The sequence below is a fragment of the Gordonia marina genome, from assembly GCF_052036135.1.
Taxonomy (GTDB): Bacteria; Actinomycetota; Actinomycetes; order Mycobacteriales; family Mycobacteriaceae; genus Gordonia.
On record NZ_JBPSDN010000022.1, the window covers coordinates 56,222 to 71,173 of the forward strand.

15 protein-coding genes are annotated in these 14,952 nt (G+C 69.2%); 8 read left to right on the forward strand and 7 right to left on the reverse strand.

The features are described 5' to 3' along the window. Positions 1 to 87: 87 nt before the first annotated feature. Entirely contained in the window at positions 88 to 663 is a 576-nt protein-coding gene (locus ACSEEN_RS14445) for a helix-turn-helix transcriptional regulator (protein WP_440713546.1), read from the forward strand. A gap of 4 nt (positions 664 to 667) precedes the next feature. Here the strand turns inward: ACSEEN_RS14445 and ACSEEN_RS14450 are convergent, their stop codons facing one another. From ACSEEN_RS14450 to ACSEEN_RS14470, 5 genes are all read right to left on the reverse strand, one after another. Continuing rightward, positions 668 to 1,864: a cation:proton antiporter gene (locus ACSEEN_RS14450; RefSeq protein WP_440713547.1), complete on the reverse strand. Its 1,197-nt coding sequence runs from the start codon at positions 1,862 to 1,864 to the stop codon at positions 668 to 670. 46 nt (positions 1,865 to 1,910) lie between these two features. Further along, positions 1,911 to 2,546, reverse strand: a complete 636-nt coding sequence (locus tag ACSEEN_RS14455; protein WP_440713548.1) for an SRPBCC family protein — start codon at positions 2,544 to 2,546, stop codon at positions 1,911 to 1,913. 56 nt (positions 2,547 to 2,602) lie between these two features. Continuing rightward, the gene (locus ACSEEN_RS14460) at positions 2,603 to 3,613 is read right to left on the reverse strand and encodes a zinc-binding alcohol dehydrogenase family protein (RefSeq protein ID WP_440713555.1); all 1,011 of its coding nucleotides are present in this window, start codon (positions 3,611 to 3,613) and stop codon (positions 2,603 to 2,605) included. Positions 3,614 to 3,766: 153 nt separating this feature from the next. Beyond that, on the reverse strand, positions 3,767 to 4,861 hold the full coding sequence (locus ACSEEN_RS14465) for an inositol-3-phosphate synthase (protein WP_247865540.1): 1,095 nt from the start codon (positions 4,859 to 4,861) through the stop codon (positions 3,767 to 3,769). Continuing rightward, positions 4,854 to 5,495: a PadR family transcriptional regulator gene (locus ACSEEN_RS14470; RefSeq protein ID WP_247868129.1), complete on the reverse strand. Its 642-nt coding sequence runs from the start codon at positions 5,493 to 5,495 to the stop codon at positions 4,854 to 4,856. Before ACSEEN_RS14470 ends, ACSEEN_RS14465 begins: the two co-directional genes overlap by 8 nt. Before the next feature lie 157 nt (positions 5,496 to 5,652). On the opposite strand from ACSEEN_RS14470, the gene ACSEEN_RS14475 reads away from it, so the two are divergent. The 3 genes from ACSEEN_RS14475 (at position 5,653) to ACSEEN_RS14485 (ending at position 10,059) form a co-directional block, all read left to right on the forward strand. Next, positions 5,653 to 6,042: a DUF5318 family protein gene (locus ACSEEN_RS14475; RefSeq protein WP_298442942.1), complete on the forward strand. Its 390-nt coding sequence runs from the start codon at positions 5,653 to 5,655 to the stop codon at positions 6,040 to 6,042. Positions 6,043 to 6,148: 106 nt separating this feature from the next. Further along, a complete protein-coding gene (locus ACSEEN_RS14480; protein ID WP_440713549.1) occupies positions 6,149 to 8,473 on the forward strand; it encodes a transglycosylase domain-containing protein in 2,325 nt (774 codons plus the stop codon). 5 nt (positions 8,474 to 8,478) lie between these two features. Then, the gene (locus ACSEEN_RS14485) at positions 8,479 to 10,059 is read left to right on the forward strand and encodes a glycosyltransferase family 87 protein (protein ID WP_440713550.1); all 1,581 of its coding nucleotides are present in this window, start codon (positions 8,479 to 8,481) and stop codon (positions 10,057 to 10,059) included. On the opposite strand, the gene ACSEEN_RS14490 is transcribed toward ACSEEN_RS14485, so the two are convergent. Continuing rightward, entirely contained in the window at positions 10,038 to 12,068 is a 2,031-nt protein-coding gene (locus ACSEEN_RS14490) for a GNAT family N-acetyltransferase (RefSeq protein WP_440713551.1), read from the reverse strand. The genes ACSEEN_RS14485 and ACSEEN_RS14490 overlap by 22 nt on opposite strands. Before the next feature lie 164 nt (positions 12,069 to 12,232). Here ACSEEN_RS14490 and rpsF point away from each other — a divergent pair, with 164 nt between their 5' ends. The 4 genes from rpsF (at position 12,233) to rplI (ending at position 13,987) form a co-directional block, all read left to right on the forward strand. Continuing rightward, the gene (rpsF, locus tag ACSEEN_RS14495; RefSeq protein ID WP_298442955.1) at positions 12,233 to 12,514 is read left to right on the forward strand and encodes a 30S ribosomal protein S6; all 282 of its coding nucleotides are present in this window, start codon (positions 12,233 to 12,235) and stop codon (positions 12,512 to 12,514) included. Between the two features lie 130 nt (positions 12,515 to 12,644). Beyond that, a complete protein-coding gene (locus tag ACSEEN_RS14500) occupies positions 12,645 to 13,205 on the forward strand; it encodes a single-stranded DNA-binding protein (protein WP_440713552.1) in 561 nt (186 codons plus the stop codon). Positions 13,206 to 13,247: 42 nt separating this feature from the next. Next, positions 13,248 to 13,514 carry a 30S ribosomal protein S18 gene (gene rpsR, locus ACSEEN_RS14505; RefSeq protein ID WP_247865533.1) on the forward strand — a complete coding sequence of 89 codons (267 nt, stop codon included), beginning with the start codon at positions 13,248 to 13,250 and terminating at the stop codon, positions 13,512 to 13,514. Positions 13,515 to 13,534: 20 nt separating this feature from the next. After that, a complete protein-coding gene (gene rplI, locus ACSEEN_RS14510) occupies positions 13,535 to 13,987 on the forward strand; it encodes a 50S ribosomal protein L9 (RefSeq protein ID WP_247865532.1) in 453 nt (150 codons plus the stop codon). Between the two features lie 131 nt (positions 13,988 to 14,118). On the opposite strand, the gene ACSEEN_RS14515 is transcribed toward rplI, so the two are convergent. Next, positions 14,119 to 14,694, reverse strand: coding sequence for a hypothetical protein (locus ACSEEN_RS14515; protein ID WP_440713553.1), 576 nt, complete (start codon positions 14,692 to 14,694; stop codon positions 14,119 to 14,121). Positions 14,695 to 14,952 lie beyond the last annotated feature (258 nt).

Sequence of the window (14,952 nt, forward strand, 5' to 3'; positions counted from 1 at the left end):
GGATTTCTATCGCACAAACTGAGGTAGTTCGAAGCGGGTCGCCCGGCGGCGAGGGGTACGCCGGGTGCGGGTGAAGGGGTGCCGAACATGGGCGATGTCCGGGAGGTGGGCGTAGTCGCCGAGCATGATCTGGTGGACCTCGCGCTGGTGGAATTGGTGCGGCGCTGCGGCTATCGCGCGGTGATTCTCGACTGTGAACAGGACGCGGCCGACGACCTGCCGGTGACGCCGGTGGTGCTGGCACGCACCGGCATCCGGGTGGCACAGGTGAGTGCCAATCCCGCTTTCGCCGGGGCCGCGATCGCCGTGATGGAGACCGCCGGCATGGTGGTGCCGCAGGTGCGGGGTATCACGGTGATCCCGTCGAACGACGACGCCGTGAAGCATCTGCGCGCGTTCCTGGAAGGCGTGCTCGGGGCACCGGGCGACCGCGGCGCGGTGCCGCTGAGTCCGCGGGAGCGGGAGATCCTGGGCACGTACGTGCTCGGCGCGACCGTCGAGCAGACCGCCGCCGAACACTACGTGGCCAACAGCACCGTCCGGACGCACTATCGCCGGGTGACCGCGCGCTACGCGGTCGCCGGGCGGCCGGTGACCAACAAAGCGCAACTGCTGCTGCACATGGTGGCCGACGGGTGGATCGACCTGCCCGAGCCGTCGTGACGGCTCACGGCGCCGCGGCCGCCGGCGGAGTCTCGGCGCGGGACCGGACGAAACCGGCGAGCGCCGGGAAGATGAGCACCGACAGCATGCCGCCACCGACCAGAACCGCCGCGACCGTGCCGGAGAGGTAGCCCTGCTCCGTGCCGGCCGATGTCGCGATGATGATGATGGGCAGGCCCGTGGCGCCCATCAGGGCGACGGCCACCCGGGTGCGGGCGGTCGCCCCGTCCGGCGCGGCCAGGGTCGACGGCAGGCCGCGGACCAGCAGCAGGACGACGGCGACCACCGGGACCAGGGCCAGCGTCCAGGGGGCGTCGAGCAGGGCGTGCAGGTCGAAGTCGATACCGGTCGTGATGAAGAACATCGGGATCAGGAAGCCGAAGGCGAGGCCCTCGACCTTGCTCTCCACCGCCTCCTGCGTCTCCGGGGACGCATCGCGGATCAGCGCCTGCCAGATGACGCCGGCGGTGAAGGCGCCGAGCAGCATGTCGACGCCGAGGGCCAGGCTGAGCGCCGTCAGCGAGGCGATGATCAGCACCACCAGGCGGATCGCGAACTGACCGGAGGTGTGCAGGGTCGACTCGACGAAGCGGTGCAGGCTTCCGCGGCCCCGCTCGAAGCGGTGTGCCTGCCAGATGGTCAGGCCCCCGATCACGGCGAAGGCGACCAGGACACCGATCGCGGCGCCCGTGCCGCGGTTGGACAGCACCACCGAGATCGCGATGATCGGACCGAACTCGCCGACGGCGCCGATCGCGCCGATGGAGTTCCCGAACGGGGTGCCGAAGTCGCGGTTGTCGCGCAGCACCGGGACCAGGGTGCCCAGCGCCGTCGACGACAACGCGATGCCGATCACCACCGCGCCGAGTCCGGGCGCGACGACCCAGCCGATCGCGACGCCCAGGCCGAGGCTGATGAACCAGCCGAGCCAGGCCCCGCGGCCGACCCGGCCGCGCAGGGCCCGGCCGTTGATCTCGGTCCCGGCCATGAAGAAGAGCATCGCCACACCGAAGTCGGCGAGGACGCTCAGCGCCTCGGTCGGTTCCACCACGCCGAGGACCGCCGGGCCGACGAGGATGCCCAGCAGCAACTCGAAGACGATGACCGGCAGCCGAACCCAGTATCCGATGAACCGGGTGATCACCGGGGCGAGCGCGGCGAGCAGCGGCACGATCACCAGGGAGGCGGTCAGGGAGGTCACCGGGTGAGTCTATGCGGCACCGGGTGCGCGGCCGCCGGGGCGGCGGTCAGCCGCCGAGAGCGAGTTCCTGCGCGCGACGGCGGATGCCGCGCAGCATCTTGCGTTCCATCACCAGCGATCCCGGGATCATCAGCTCCATCATCGCGACTTCCACGGCGCCGCCGGCGAAGCGGTACCGGTTGCGGCTGATCAGGCGGGTCCGCTCGCCGTCGGGCACCAGCGTGAACGACCACACCCAGTTCCCGTCGTCGGCGGCGATCACGAAGGCGCGGTCGGTGTCGGCGCGGGCGATGACCATGGTCCGCGGCCCGAAGTCGATCTCGGTGCCGACGCGCGGATCCTGGAAGCGGTCCAGGATCACGTCGGTGCTGTGGAAGTCGAGGCCGAGCAGGTTCTCGATCCAGTCGTATGTGTAGGCGCCGCCGCGCGGCAACGGCCCCATCTGCACGAGCCACGGATAGATCGCCGCCGGCGGGGCGGCGATGGTGATCGCCCGGGTGGAGACGCCGTCGGCGTCGGGCAGCAGCTCGTCGCCCGGCAGCTCGGCGCGGACCTCGTCATCGGTCGCGCCCCAGTACAGGATCCGCGGCCGCAGCCCGAACCGGTATCCGGCGCCCGCGGCGCCGATCCCCAGCGCCGCGGCGCCCAGCCGGCAGGCGAGCCGTCGTGATCGGGGGTGCATGAATCCAGCCTGCGCGGACGGCGGGCGTGGTGCCAGAGCCAGAAGGCCCGTCGGCGTCAGCGTCCGCCGGTTCCGGGATCGCCGACGGTGATGACCAGGCTGCCGCGGGATCGTTCGGAGCGGAGGTCGTCCAGGGCGGCGCCGACGTCGTCGAACGTGTAGCGGGTCACCTCGGGGGTGATCGCCAGGTGGTGGGCCAGGCGCAGGAACTCGTCGCCGTCGGCGCGGGTGTTGGCGGTGACGCTGCGCAGGTCGCGCTCGCCGAACAGCAGGTCGTCGTAACTGAACTCGGGGATCGGCGACATGTGGATGCCCGCGCTCACCACGGTGCCGCCGCGGACGGTGTGGGCCAGGGCGGTGGTCATGATCGCGCCGACCGGGGCGAACACGATCGCGGAGTCGAGCTCGGCCGGCGGGACGTCCCCGGTGTCGCCGACGAAGGGCAGGCCGAGTTCGCGGGCGAGAGCCCGGTTCCGTTCGCCGCGGGTCATCGCGTAGACGACGGCGCCCGACGCGGCGGCGAGCTGCGCGGCGAGATGGGCACTGGAACCGAAGCCGTAGATGCCGAGGGTGCCGCCGGGCGGCAGGTTCGCGCGCGACAGCGCCCGGTAGCCGATGATCCCGGCGCAGAGCAGCGGTGCGGTGGCGACCGGGTCGGTCCCGGGCGGCAGGCGGTAGGCGAACGCGGCGCCGACCACCGCGTACTCGGCGTAGCCGCCGTCGGCGTCGTACCCGGTGAACTCGGCGTTCGCACAGAGGTTCTCCCGGCCGCTACGGCAGAACCGGCATCCGCCGCACGTGCGGCGGAGCCACGCGATGCCCGCCAGGTCGCCGGTCGTCCAGCCGGTGACCCCGGCACCGACGGCCGCGACCTCGCCGACCACCTGGTGTCCGGGGATCACCCGGTCGCGATGCGCGGGGATGTCCTCGTCGATCACGTGCAGGTCGGTCCGGCACACCCCGCAGGCGAGCACCCGGACCAGCAGTTCGCCGGGTCCGGGGACGGGGACCGGAACCTCCCGCGCCGTGATGTCCGGCGATCCCCGGTCGGTGGTCCAGGCCCGCATCGTGGTGGTCATGGTTCTCAGTGTGCGACGGGCGGTGGCGGACATGCCAGGACCGAAGGGCACCGATGCACGACGCCCGCCCCGGGAAGAGTCCGGGGCGGGCGTTCGTGGGATTTCGACCCTTCGACGAGCTCAGGGATCGGTGAACCAGTCTTACTCGGCGCCGATGATGAAGGCCTCGAGCTGGGCGCGGGCCTTGTCGTCGGCGATCTGGACCGGCGGCGACTTCATCAGGTAGGCCGAGGCCGGGAGGATCGGGCCACCGAGGCCGCGGTCCTTGGCGATCTTCGCGGCGCGCACGGCGTCGATGATGATGCCGGCCGAGTTCGGGGAGTCCCAGACCTCGAGCTTGTACTCCAGGTTCAGCGGGACGTCGCCGAAGGCGCGACCCTCCAGGCGGACGTACGCCCACTTGCGGTCGTCGAGCCACTGGACGTAGTCCGACGGGCCGATGTGCACGTTCTTGTCGTAGACCTTGCCGGCCAGCGGGCCGTCCAGGATCGAGGTGACGGCCTGGGTCTTGGAGACCTTCTTGGACTCCAGGCGCTCGCGCTCGAGCATGTTCTTGAAGTCCATGTTGCCGCCGACGTTCAGCTGGTAGGTGCGGTCCAGCTCCACGCCGCGATCCTCGAACAGCTTCGCCATGACGCGGTGGGTGATGGTGGCGCCCACCTGGCTCTTGATGTCGTCGCCGACGATCGGGACGCCCGCGGCGCGGAACTTCTCGGCCCACTCGGGGTCGGAGGCGATGAACACCGGGAGGGCGTTCACGAAGGCGACGCCGGCGTCGATGGCGCACTGCGCGTAGAACTTGTCGGCCTGCTCGGAGCCCACCGGAAGGTAGCTCACCAGGACGTCGACGTTCGCGTCCTTGAGGGTCTGGACGATGTCCACGCCGTCGCCGTCGGCCTCGGTGATGGTCTCGCGGTAGTACTTGCCGAGACCGTCGAGGGTGTGGCCGCGCTGCACGGTCACGTTCAGCGGCGGGACGTCAGCGATCTTGATGGTGTTGTTCTCGCTGTTGCCGATCGCCTCGGACAGGTCGAAGCCGACCTTCTTGGCGTCCACGTCGAACGCGGCGACGAACTCGACGTCGCTCACGTGGTACGGACCGAACTTGACGTGCATCAGGCCGGGAACGGACGCGTTCTCGTCGGCATCCTTGTAGTACTCAACGCCCTGGACCAGGGAAGAGGCGCAGTTGCCCACGCCGACAATGGCCACGCGCACTTTATTGGTGTCACCCATGGTCGGGTTCTCCTTCTTCTTGCGGCGGAACGGCGGATTGCGGTGCCGCCGAATTCTTTCTTTCTGCACCGGAGCTGGACTGCCCTGCTCCGGGGAGTTCTGTGGTGGATCCTGATGCCTCGTCGGCGATCAGCTTGTTGAGCCACTGCACCTCGCGCTCGGAGGTCTCCAAGCTGAGCTCGTGCATCTGGCGGGTGTAGTGATCCGAACCGAGACCGGCGCGGCCGAGCAGCTCGCGCAGCGACTCGCGGCGCTCTTCGACCTGGCGCCGGCGGCCCTCGAGGATCCGCATGCGGGCCATCGCGGGGGTGCGGCTGAAGAAGGCGAGATGAACGCCGAAGCCGTCGTCGGTGTAGTTCTGCGGCCCGGTGTCGGCGACGAGTTCGGCGAACCGGGTCTCACCGAGCGGGGTGAGCCGGTAGACGCGGCGGCCGCGGCGCACCTTGGTACCCGACGGGCCGGGGGTGTCGTCCTCGACGATCAGGCCGTCGGCCTGCATGCGGCGCAGCGTCGGATACAGCGACCCGTACGAGAAGGCGCGGAAGGCGCCGAGCAGACCCGTCAGCCGCTTGCGGAGCTCGTAGCCGTGCATCGGGGATTCGAGGAGGAGACCCAGGATCGCCAGTTCGAGCAACGGTCCACCCTCCTTCATTGACTCGGCGCGTTACTTCGTCGTGATGTAGCAACAAATGTATCGTATCGATATAACTTCCACCCAACCGTTGGGTAGCTTCGGATGTTGATCTGCATCACATGCGTCCGGGTGGGGGCCCGCGACTACGCTGGTGCTCGTGCATCGAAGGGTCGTGGAGTACGCGCTGGCCAAGCGCGCGAAGCTGGCCGACGTACGCGCCGGGAAGACCGGCGTCGATGAAGTCTGCGATGCCGACCCGTATCTGCTCCGGGCCGCTCAGTTCCACGGCGTCGCCTCCGATCAGAGCTGCCCGATCTGCCGGAAAGAGCAGGTCACGCTGGTTTCCTGGGTATTCGGGGACTCCCTCGGCCGGGCCGCCGGATCGGCGCGCACCCCGGATGAGATCGCCCGGCTGGATGCGCGGACCCCGGAGTTCTCGGTCCACGTCGTCGAGGTCTGCCGGACATGTCACTGGAACCATTTGATCCGCTCGTACGTTGCCGGGATGGCTCCGGCACGCACCACGCGTCGCCGGGCCGCGAAGTAGATCGGCGGCGATGGCCCCCGAGGGAGTTGTCACAGTGACTGGTGTGCCGTCACAGTGGTGGAGAGCAGCTTGGCACAGCAAGCGCGCGACGAAGTGAGTTGAGTGAATGAGTAGCGAGAAGAAGACCGCCGCGGCCCCGGCGGATTCCCCGCGTTCGGGCCGTCTGCGGATCGTCGCGTGGGTACTCGGCCTGGGTGCGGCCGTGGTTCCGGTCGTCGCCATCGTCGGCGTCGTCGCCTTCCTCTTCACCTACGCGGTGGTCGACGTCCCCGCGCCGGGTGACATCAAGCAGAACCAGGTCGCCACCATCGTCGACAGCAAGGGCGGCACCATCGCCAAGATCGTCCCGCCGGACGGCAACCGCACCGACGTCAAGTACGACCAGATCCCGCCGACCGTGATCGAGGCGGTCAAGGCCGCCGAGGACCGCGACTTCGACTCCAACTCCGGCTTCTCCATCCGCGGCTTCTCGCGCGCCGCGCTCGGCAAGCTGACCGGCAACTCCGGAGCGGGCGGCGGATCGACCATCACGCAGCAGTACGTCAAGAACGCGATGGTGGGCGACGAGGCCACCGGCATCGCGGGCTACAAGCGCAAGTTCAAGGAACTGGCCATCTCCACCAAGATGTCGCGCAAGTGGTCCAAGGAGGACATCATGTCCGCCTACCTCAACACCATCTACTACGGTCGCGGGGCGTACGGCATCGCGGCCGCCGCGAAGGCCTACTACGGCAAGGACATCACCAAGGTGACGCCGGCCGAGTGCGCGCAGACCAAGCTGAGCAAGGCCAAGCGGGCCAACTGTCTCACCCTGTCGGAATCGGCCCTGCTGGCCGGCGTGATCCGCGGCCCGTCGATCTACGATCCGGCCGTCGACAGCCAGGCCGCCCAGAAGCGCTGGGACTACGTGCTCGACGGCATGGTGAAGACCGGCGCGATCACCGAGGCCGAGCGTTCGGAGCAGACCTTCCCGAAGACGATCGAGCCGAAGAGCACCAACGACGACAGCACGTCGGGCCCGAACGGCCTGATCAAGCGCCAGGTGCTGGCCGAGCTGGAGAAGCTCGGCATCAGTGAGCAGGACGTGCGCACCGAGGGCCTGAAGATCACCACGGTGATCGATCCCAAGGTGCAGTCGGCCCTGGAGGACGCGTCCAAGTCGGTGATGTCCGGCGAGCCGTCGGACCTGCGCACGGCCTCGGTATCGGTGGATCCGACGACCGGCGGCATCCAGGGCTACTTCGGCGGCTGGGACGGCTCCGGCTTCGACTACGCCTCGGCCGGCCTGCAGACCGGTTCGGTGTTCAAGGTGTTCGCCCTGGTCGCGGCGCTGGAGCAGGACATTCCGCTGTCCAAGCGGTACGACTCGTCGCCCTACACCACCTCGACCGGGCTCACGGTGGAGAACTCCGACGGTGAGTCGTGCGGTACCTGCAACCTGGCGACGGCCATGAAGATGTCGCTCAACACCGTCTACTACCGCCTGATGATGGACCTCAAGAACGGCGCCGACGACGTCGCCGACGCCGCCCACCGCGCGGGCATCTCCAAGACCCTCGACGGCAAGCCGACCCTGGCGAACGCCAACGGCCAGACCGAGGGCGGCGTGGTCCTGGGCCAGTACGACTCGACGGTGCTCGACATGGCCTCGGCCTACGCGACGCTGGCGGCGTCGGGCATCTACCGTCAGCCGTTCTTCGTCAAGAAGGTGGAGACCTCGACCGGGTCGGTGCTGTTCGACCGGCAGAAGGATCCGGGCAAGCGGGTCTTCGCGGCCAAGGTCGCCGACAACGTGACCGCCGCGCTGACCCCGATCGCCGCGTACTCCAACGGCAACGCGCTGTACGACTCCGAGCTCGGCTCGCGGCCGTCGGCCGCCAAGACCGGTACCGCGCAGCTCGGCGACACCGGCAACAACCGGTACGCGTGGATGGTGGGCTACACCCCGCAGCTGTCGACCGCGACCTGGGTGGGCACCAAGAACGGCGACAAGCCGCTGCGCAATTCGTACGGCGGCATGGTCTACGGCAGCGGTCTGCCCGCGCAGATCTGGAAGTCCGCGATGGACCAGGCGCTGGCCGGTCAGCCGATCGAGAGCTTCCCGGACCCGGAGCCGGTCGGTGGACAGGCGGGTATCCCCTACGAGCCGCCGCCGACCACGTACACCCCGACCCCGACCGACACCGAGACCCGGCGGTCCCGCCCCCGGCTGCCCGGTGAAGGCGACGACGGCAACTACACGATCGCGCCGGGTGTGACGATCACCCCGCCGGGCGGCGGCAACACCAGACCGCGCCGCGGTGGCGGCGGTACCGGTGGTGGCGGCACGGGCGGTGGCGGTACCGGCGGCGACGGCGGCCAGGGTGGCGCCACGGCGGAGACCGAGGACGCCACGCCGACGGGCCAGCCGGAGTCGGTCCCGACGGCCTGACGCGCGTGAACCCAGAATCCGGACCGGACACGGCGGAGCGGACGCCGTCGTCGTCGATGGACGACGACGCGTTCGACTCGCCCGCCCCGCTCGCGGACGACCGGCGGCTGAACACCGAGCGGGTGCTGCCCAGCCGTAGCAACGCCCAGATCGCCGTCGCCAGCGAGGCGATCGGCGGGCCGGTCGGTCTGCACGCGGCGGTCGGGCGCGGCAGGCACTGGACACCGCTGCGGGTGGTGTTCCTGCTGGCACTGATCGCCCTCGGCCTCTCGTGGTACGGCAAGGCGGGCTGTCTGCAACAGAAGCCCGCGCACCCGGCCGACCAGAGCGCGAGCGCGGGTCAGGACGCCGGCAAGCAGCTGAACTGGAACAACCAGCGGCAGTACTACGGGCTCTGCTACAGCGATGTGATCGCCTTCTACGACTCGCAGCGGCTGACCATCGCCGACCTGCGGAACGGCACCATGCCGTACCGGACGTACTGGTTCGCCCAGAACGCGGCGGGTGAGCAGGTGGGTCCGCGGCAGTATGTGAGCCAGCCGGTGCTGGTCGGGGCGTTCATGTACGTCGCGGCCAAGGCCACGCAGGGCTGGCAGGCTCTGGTCGACGGGACACCGATCCCGAAGCAACTCGACGTGGTGACCTTCTTCAACATCTCCGCGCTGCTGCTCGCGCTGCTCTGGCTGCTCGCGGTGTGGGCGACGATGATGACCGACCGGCGCCGGATCTGGATCGGCGCGTTGATGGCCTGCTCGCCGCTGCTGCTGATTCACGCGTTCACCGCCTACGAGGTGATCCCGGTGGCCATGCTCGCCCTCGCGATGATGTGCTGGGCGCATCGGAGGGAGGTGCTCGCCGGACTGTTCCTGGGGCTGGCGGCCTCCGCGGCGCTGTATCCGCTGCTGCTGATCCCGGTGCTGGCGGTGGTCTGTCTCCGGAACCGGCGGATGCACGACTTCTGGGCGGCGATCGCGTGCGCCGTGATCGCCTGGCTGACGGTGAACCTGCCGCTGCTGATCAGTTATCCGCAGGGCACCACGGCCTTCTATCGCGACTGGTGGCAGCGGGTTCCGCAGCCGGACAGCCTCTACAACCTGGTGATCAAGGCGACCGGATGGGCGCCGTCGACGTCGCTCGTGAACGCGCTCGCGCTGATCCTGCTGGTCGCGGTGATCTGCGGCGTGGTGTACCTGGCCGCGCGCGTACCCGCCCCGATGCCCGGCCGGATCGATCCGGTGGCCCCGGCCCAGCTGATGTTCCTGCTGGTCGCCGGGTATCTGCTGGTCGGCAAGGAGTGGAACCCGCAGTCGTCGCTGTGGCTGGTGCCGCTGGCCGTGCTGGCGATCCCGCATGCGCGCTTGCTGCTGGCGTGGATGGTGATCGACGCCCTGGTGTGGGTGCCGCGGATGACCCTGTTCCTCGATCCCGGCCGCAAGTGGCTGCCGGAGGAGTGGTTCCTGGTGGCCGTGGCGGTGCGGGCGATCTTCGTGCTGGTGCTGTGCGGCGTGGTGATCCGTGACCTGCTCACCGAGCGCGCCCCGGCGGCGGCGGTGACCGGTCCGGTCTACGCCGGCGCGACGGGCTGAGCCACCCGATCCGCCAGGGCCGCGCGGGCGTGGTCCCAATCGTCGTCGGTCATCGCGTACTGCGCGGTCGTCCGCCAGCCGCCGGCGAAGCGGCGGTGCTTGCGGAGCAGGCCCTCGAAGGTGGCGCCGAGCTTGGCGATCGCCGCCCGGGAATGCGCGTTGTTCTCGTGCGTATGCCAGACCACGCGGACCGCGCCGGCCTCGGTGAAGGCGTAGTCGAGCAGCATCAGCTTGGCGGCCGGATTGACGACGGTGCCGTGCACCGAACGCGCGTAGAAGGTGTACCCGATCGCGACCGTCAGATTCGTGTGGTCGACGTCGTAGTAGCTGGTGGTGCCGACGAGCGCCCCGGTCGCGTCGTCGATGACGGCGAACGCGATGCGATGCGGGTCGTCGTGGGCGGCGGCGATGTAGTCGATCGCCGCGGCGGTGTCCGTGGGGATGGACGTCCAGGGCCCGAGATCCGGATCGGACGCGCCGATGGCGCCGAGCGCCGCGGCGTCGGTGATCCGCAGCGGCCGCAGCGTGACCCCGGCACGGGTCAGGATCGGGGCACCGAGCCAGCGGCCGGCGGCGCCGTCATCGGCGATGGCGAGCCGGGTCAGCGGCGGGAGCGGCGGGAGCTGGCTGCGGACGAGCGAGGCCAGCGGCTCGCGCAGCGGGGTGCTCACCGCGGTGACCAGGAAGTACGCGAGCAGCACCACGTGCACCCAGACGCCGAGGTTCACGCCGCCGATCACCCACCACTTCATCGGTGAGCCGGAGTTGATGATGCCGAACAGCCGGAAGATCGTGACGTCCAGAATGAAGTCGGTGACCAGGTAGATCGCGATCACCCACCACCGCACGCGCAGCAGCACGAAGAACGGCAGCAGCCACAGCGTGTACTGCGGCGAGTGGACCTTGTGGAAGAGCATGAACGCGGCCAGCAGTGCGAAGCTGGCGCCGATCCACGGGAACACCGCGGTCTCGCGGTAGCGCCGCCAGGCCAGGTACAGCCCGGCCGCGACGCCGACGACGATCAGCACCGGCGACAGCGTGCGGACGGCGGAGTCGTAGGCGTCGACGTCGTCGTGCGACAGCCAGTACCAGCCCCAGTACCAGAAGGTGTTGGTGTCGATCGACGCCGTGCGGTTGCTCTGGAAGGTCAGTGCGGCCTTCCAGCCGTCGTACCCGGCGATCATGAACGGGACCTGCACGACGAGCGTAGTGATCACCGCGGCCAGGATCACCCAGGCCGCCCCGACCCAGTCGTAGGCGCGTCTGGCCGTCGCGGCCGGATCGGGACAGCCGCGGGTGAGCACGTACAGGGCCAGGGGCAGCACGAACAGCCCGGGATAGATCTTCAGCGAGAAACCCAGCGCCAGCAGGATCGAGGCCAGGATCGACGACGTCCGCAGGCTCAGTCGCGGCCGGCCGGTCGTGGTGCCGGCGCTCGCACCCCACGCCATCACCGCGACGGCGGCGACCGAGGTGAAGACCACCGGAAGCTCCCAGTTGTGGAAGGCGTACAGCACCAGCGGCGGGGTCGCCGCCCACACCAGCACCCACCAGCGGCTCATCCATGCGAGCAGGAGGGTCGTGACCAGGGCGAATGGCGCGAGGATCAGCGCCGACTGCTGGAAGAAGGCCAGATCGCTGTGCCGGCCGATCGCGCCGAGCCACATCAGCAGCCCGGACAGCACCGGGTATTCGACGACGCCGCCGTACAGGTGTCCCTGGTCGGTGATGCCGCCGTGGACGTACGGGAACACGTGGTTGTTGATGTCCCGCCCGATCCACAGGAACATCAGGTCCGAGTAGCAGGGCACGATGGCGTGCGGGTCGCCGACCGGGAAGCGCAGGCTGCGGCCGTCCGGGTAGAACGGCGCACCGCCGCACAGCGACTTGATGCGATAGCTCCAGGTCAGCGCTGCGACCGTCAGGAGCGTCGCGATCACCGCGAGCGCCGACGCCTCGCCGCGGTGAAGGAGCGGCCGGCGCTCGATGAGGGCGGAACCAGAAGGCATGACGATGACTCTAACCGGCACGGCGGCGACCGCGGGCACGGGGATGATTGCCTGATTTCCCTGGTCACGGACGTTCATGTATCTTGGACGGGTTGCCGACGCAGGCGACCCTCCTGCCGTGGAACGTCCACGGCCGATTAGCCCATAGGAGGTGATGTGGTCTTATGCGTCACTACGAACTGATGGTCATCCTCGATCCGAGTCTGGACGAGCGCACCGTCGCCCCATCCCTGGAAACCTTCCTCAATGTTGTGCGTTCGGACGGCGGCTCCGTCGACAACGTCGACATCTGGGGCAAGCGCCGTCTCGCGTACGAGATCGAGAAGAACAACGAGGGCATCTACGCCGTCATCGAGCTCACCGCGACTCCCGCGACCGTCAGCGAGCTCGATCGCCAGCTCGGTCTGAACGAGTCGGTGCTGCGTACCAAGGTTCTGCGCAAGTAAGCGCGGAGCGTCGTCCACCGCCCGTGGATTGACCCTCGTGCATGTCGTAGGCGGCCGATAGGGTGGGTTTCGACTCATCCAGCCGTCCGCGGACGCCCGGGGCGCAACCACACGAACTCAGGGGATCCTCATGACTGACACGGTCATCACCGTCGTAGGCAATCTCACCGCCGATCCGGAGCTGCGGTTCACCGCATCCGGCGCGCCGGTCGCCAACTTCACGGTGGCCTCCACTCCGCGCACCTTCGATCGTCAGACCAACGAGTGGAAGGACGGCGAAGCGCTGTTCCTCCGCTGCAGCATCTGGCGTGACGCCGCGGAGAACGTGACCGAGTCGCTCACCAAGGGCACCCGCGTGATCGTGCAGGGCAAGCTCAAGCAGCGGTCGTACGAAACCCGTGAAGGGGAGCGCCGGACCGTCGTCGAGCTCGAGGTGGACGAGATCGGTCCCTCGCTGCGCTACGCGACCGCCAAGGTCACCCGCACTCCGCGCGGTGGCAGCAGCGGCGGTGGCGGCGGGAACTTCGGCGGCGGTGGCGGCGGCTACGGCGGAGGCAACCAGGGCGGCGGCTACGGCGCGCCGGCCGGTGGCAGCCGTCCGCAGCAGGCCCAGCCCGCCGATGATCCCTGGGGCAGCGCACCGCCCGCCGGCGGAGGTTTCGCCGGTGGGGACGACGAACCACCATTCTGATAACGGGCTCGCCGGCCCGACTGCATCAAACGGAGCAACAAAATGGCAAAGCAAAAGGGGCGTAAGCCCCGCGTAGAGAAGGTCACCAAGGCCAAGGCCTGCACCTTCTGCAAGGACAAGAAGAAGGACAAGCCGTCCGGCATCGACTACAAGGACACCGCGCTGCTGCGTCGTTTCCTGTCCGATCGCGGCAAGATCCGGTCGCGCCGGGTCACGGGCAACTGCGTCCAGCACCAGCGGGACATCGCGGTGGCCGTCAAGAACGCGCGTGAGGTGGCCCTGCTGCCCTTCACCTCGACCGGTCGCTGAGCGGGAAAGGAATCACTGACATGAAGCTGATCCTGACCACCGCCGTGGAGAACCTCGGCGAAGCCGGCGACACCGTCGAGGTGCGTGACGGTTACGGCCGCAACTACCTGCTGCCCCGCGGCCTGGCGATCGTCGCCACCCGTGGTGCCGAGAAGCAGGTCGAGGGCATCCGCCGGGCCCAGGCGGCCCGCGTCGTCCGCGACCTGGACCACGCCAACGAGCTGAAGCAGGCCCTGGAGGGCCTGGAGAGCGTCTCGCTCACCGTGAAGACGCACGACTCGGGCAAGCTCTTCGGTTCGGTGACGGCGTCGGACGTCGTCTCCGCCATCCGCGCGGCCGGCGGCCCGGCCGTCGAGAAGCGCAACGTCGAGTTCCCGAAGGGGCACATCAAGGCCACCGGGGCGCACCCGATCGTCGTGAAGCTGCACCCGAAGGTCGAGGCCAAGTTCGACGTCGCCGTCGTCTCCGCCTGACGCGTTCTGTGCGCTGCGAGCGCCGGTTCCCTCCGGGGACCGGCGCTCGTCGCATCCCCTGGGATCGGACGCCGCGAAACCGTCGTATCCGTCGGTCGCCGACCAACGGATACGACGATTACGGGGCGGGGTCAGCGCAGGCGCGCGGGCAGGTACTTCGGGGCCGGGTTGGCGCTGTGGGCGCGGTCGCCTTGCGGGTAGTAGAACTTGTGCCATGCACGGCTCAGGATGAACGCGCGGTTCGGGGAGGCACAGGAGACCACATTCCGGCGCGGGACGGCACAGGTGACGTTCGCGACGGAGATCTTCTGGCCGACCTTCAGCGCGGGGGCGCGGAAGCCCGCGCGCGAGCCGAAGGTGTAGTTGGTCCCCGGTGGCACCCACCAGGGGCCCTGAGCGTCGTTGGTGATGGCGACACCCTGGGTGCCCGGCGGCGCGGTGTACGGATGTCCCTGGCAGGCGACGGAGCCCGGCCGCGGCCCGATCTGGCACCGCCACTGGCCGGCGGCGAAGAACGTGCGGCCGTCGTCGGCGTAGCGCAGCGACTGGAAACGCTGCGCCTTGACCGGGGTGAAGCTGCCGAAGGCGAGTTCGGCGGGAGGCGGCGCTGCCTGCGCCGGGGCCGCGGTGACCGCCAGCAGGGCCACGAGAGCCGCCACGACGGCGAACAGCAGAGGGCGGCGGATCGACGAATCGGGAACGCGCACGAGTCCATTTCATCACGGGGAGCGGCCGCCGCGGAGTAGTGCCCCATAAGGTGGTGTAACTCGGTGGCCGAGATCGTCTCCGACTTCGTGTCGGGACGGACGTAGAGCGGCCACCGTGTGATCCTTCGAGTCAACCGTCTAAAGAATCCTCGAACGGAGTCATCACGATGACCGCACCTCATATTGTCGACCCTGCAGGCCTGCTTGGCCAAGCCCTCGCCGACGCGTCACCGGATCTGATGCGCGAGCTGCTGCAAA

Excerpts from the sequence above, each read along its gene's own strand:
- ACSEEN_RS14455 (WP_440713548.1), bottom strand. The coding sequence starts at position 2,546 with ATGCACCCCCGATCACGACGGCTCGCCTGCCGGCTGGGCGCCGCGGCG.
- ACSEEN_RS14500 (WP_440713552.1), top strand. The coding sequence starts at position 12,645 with ATGACTGACACGGTCATCACCGTCGTAGGCAATCTCACCGCCGATCCG.
- ACSEEN_RS14460 (WP_440713555.1), bottom strand. The coding sequence starts at position 3,613 with ATGCGGGCCTGGACCACCGACCGGGGATCGCCGGACATCACGGCGCGG.
- ACSEEN_RS14445 (WP_440713546.1), top strand. The coding sequence starts at position 88 with ATGGGCGATGTCCGGGAGGTGGGCGTAGTCGCCGAGCATGATCTGGTG.
- ACSEEN_RS14465 (WP_247865540.1), bottom strand. The coding sequence starts at position 4,861 with ATGGGTGACACCAATAAAGTGCGCGTGGCCATTGTCGGCGTGGGCAAC.
- rpsR (WP_247865533.1), top strand. The coding sequence starts at position 13,248 with ATGGCAAAGCAAAAGGGGCGTAAGCCCCGCGTAGAGAAGGTCACCAAG.
- ACSEEN_RS14480 (WP_440713549.1), top strand. The coding sequence starts at position 6,149 with ATGAGTAGCGAGAAGAAGACCGCCGCGGCCCCGGCGGATTCCCCGCGT.
- rplI (WP_247865532.1), top strand. The coding sequence starts at position 13,535 with ATGAAGCTGATCCTGACCACCGCCGTGGAGAACCTCGGCGAAGCCGGC.
- ACSEEN_RS14490 (WP_440713551.1), bottom strand. The coding sequence starts at position 12,068 with ATGCCTTCTGGTTCCGCCCTCATCGAGCGCCGGCCGCTCCTTCACCGC.
- rpsF (WP_298442955.1), top strand. The coding sequence starts at position 12,233 with ATGCGTCACTACGAACTGATGGTCATCCTCGATCCGAGTCTGGACGAG.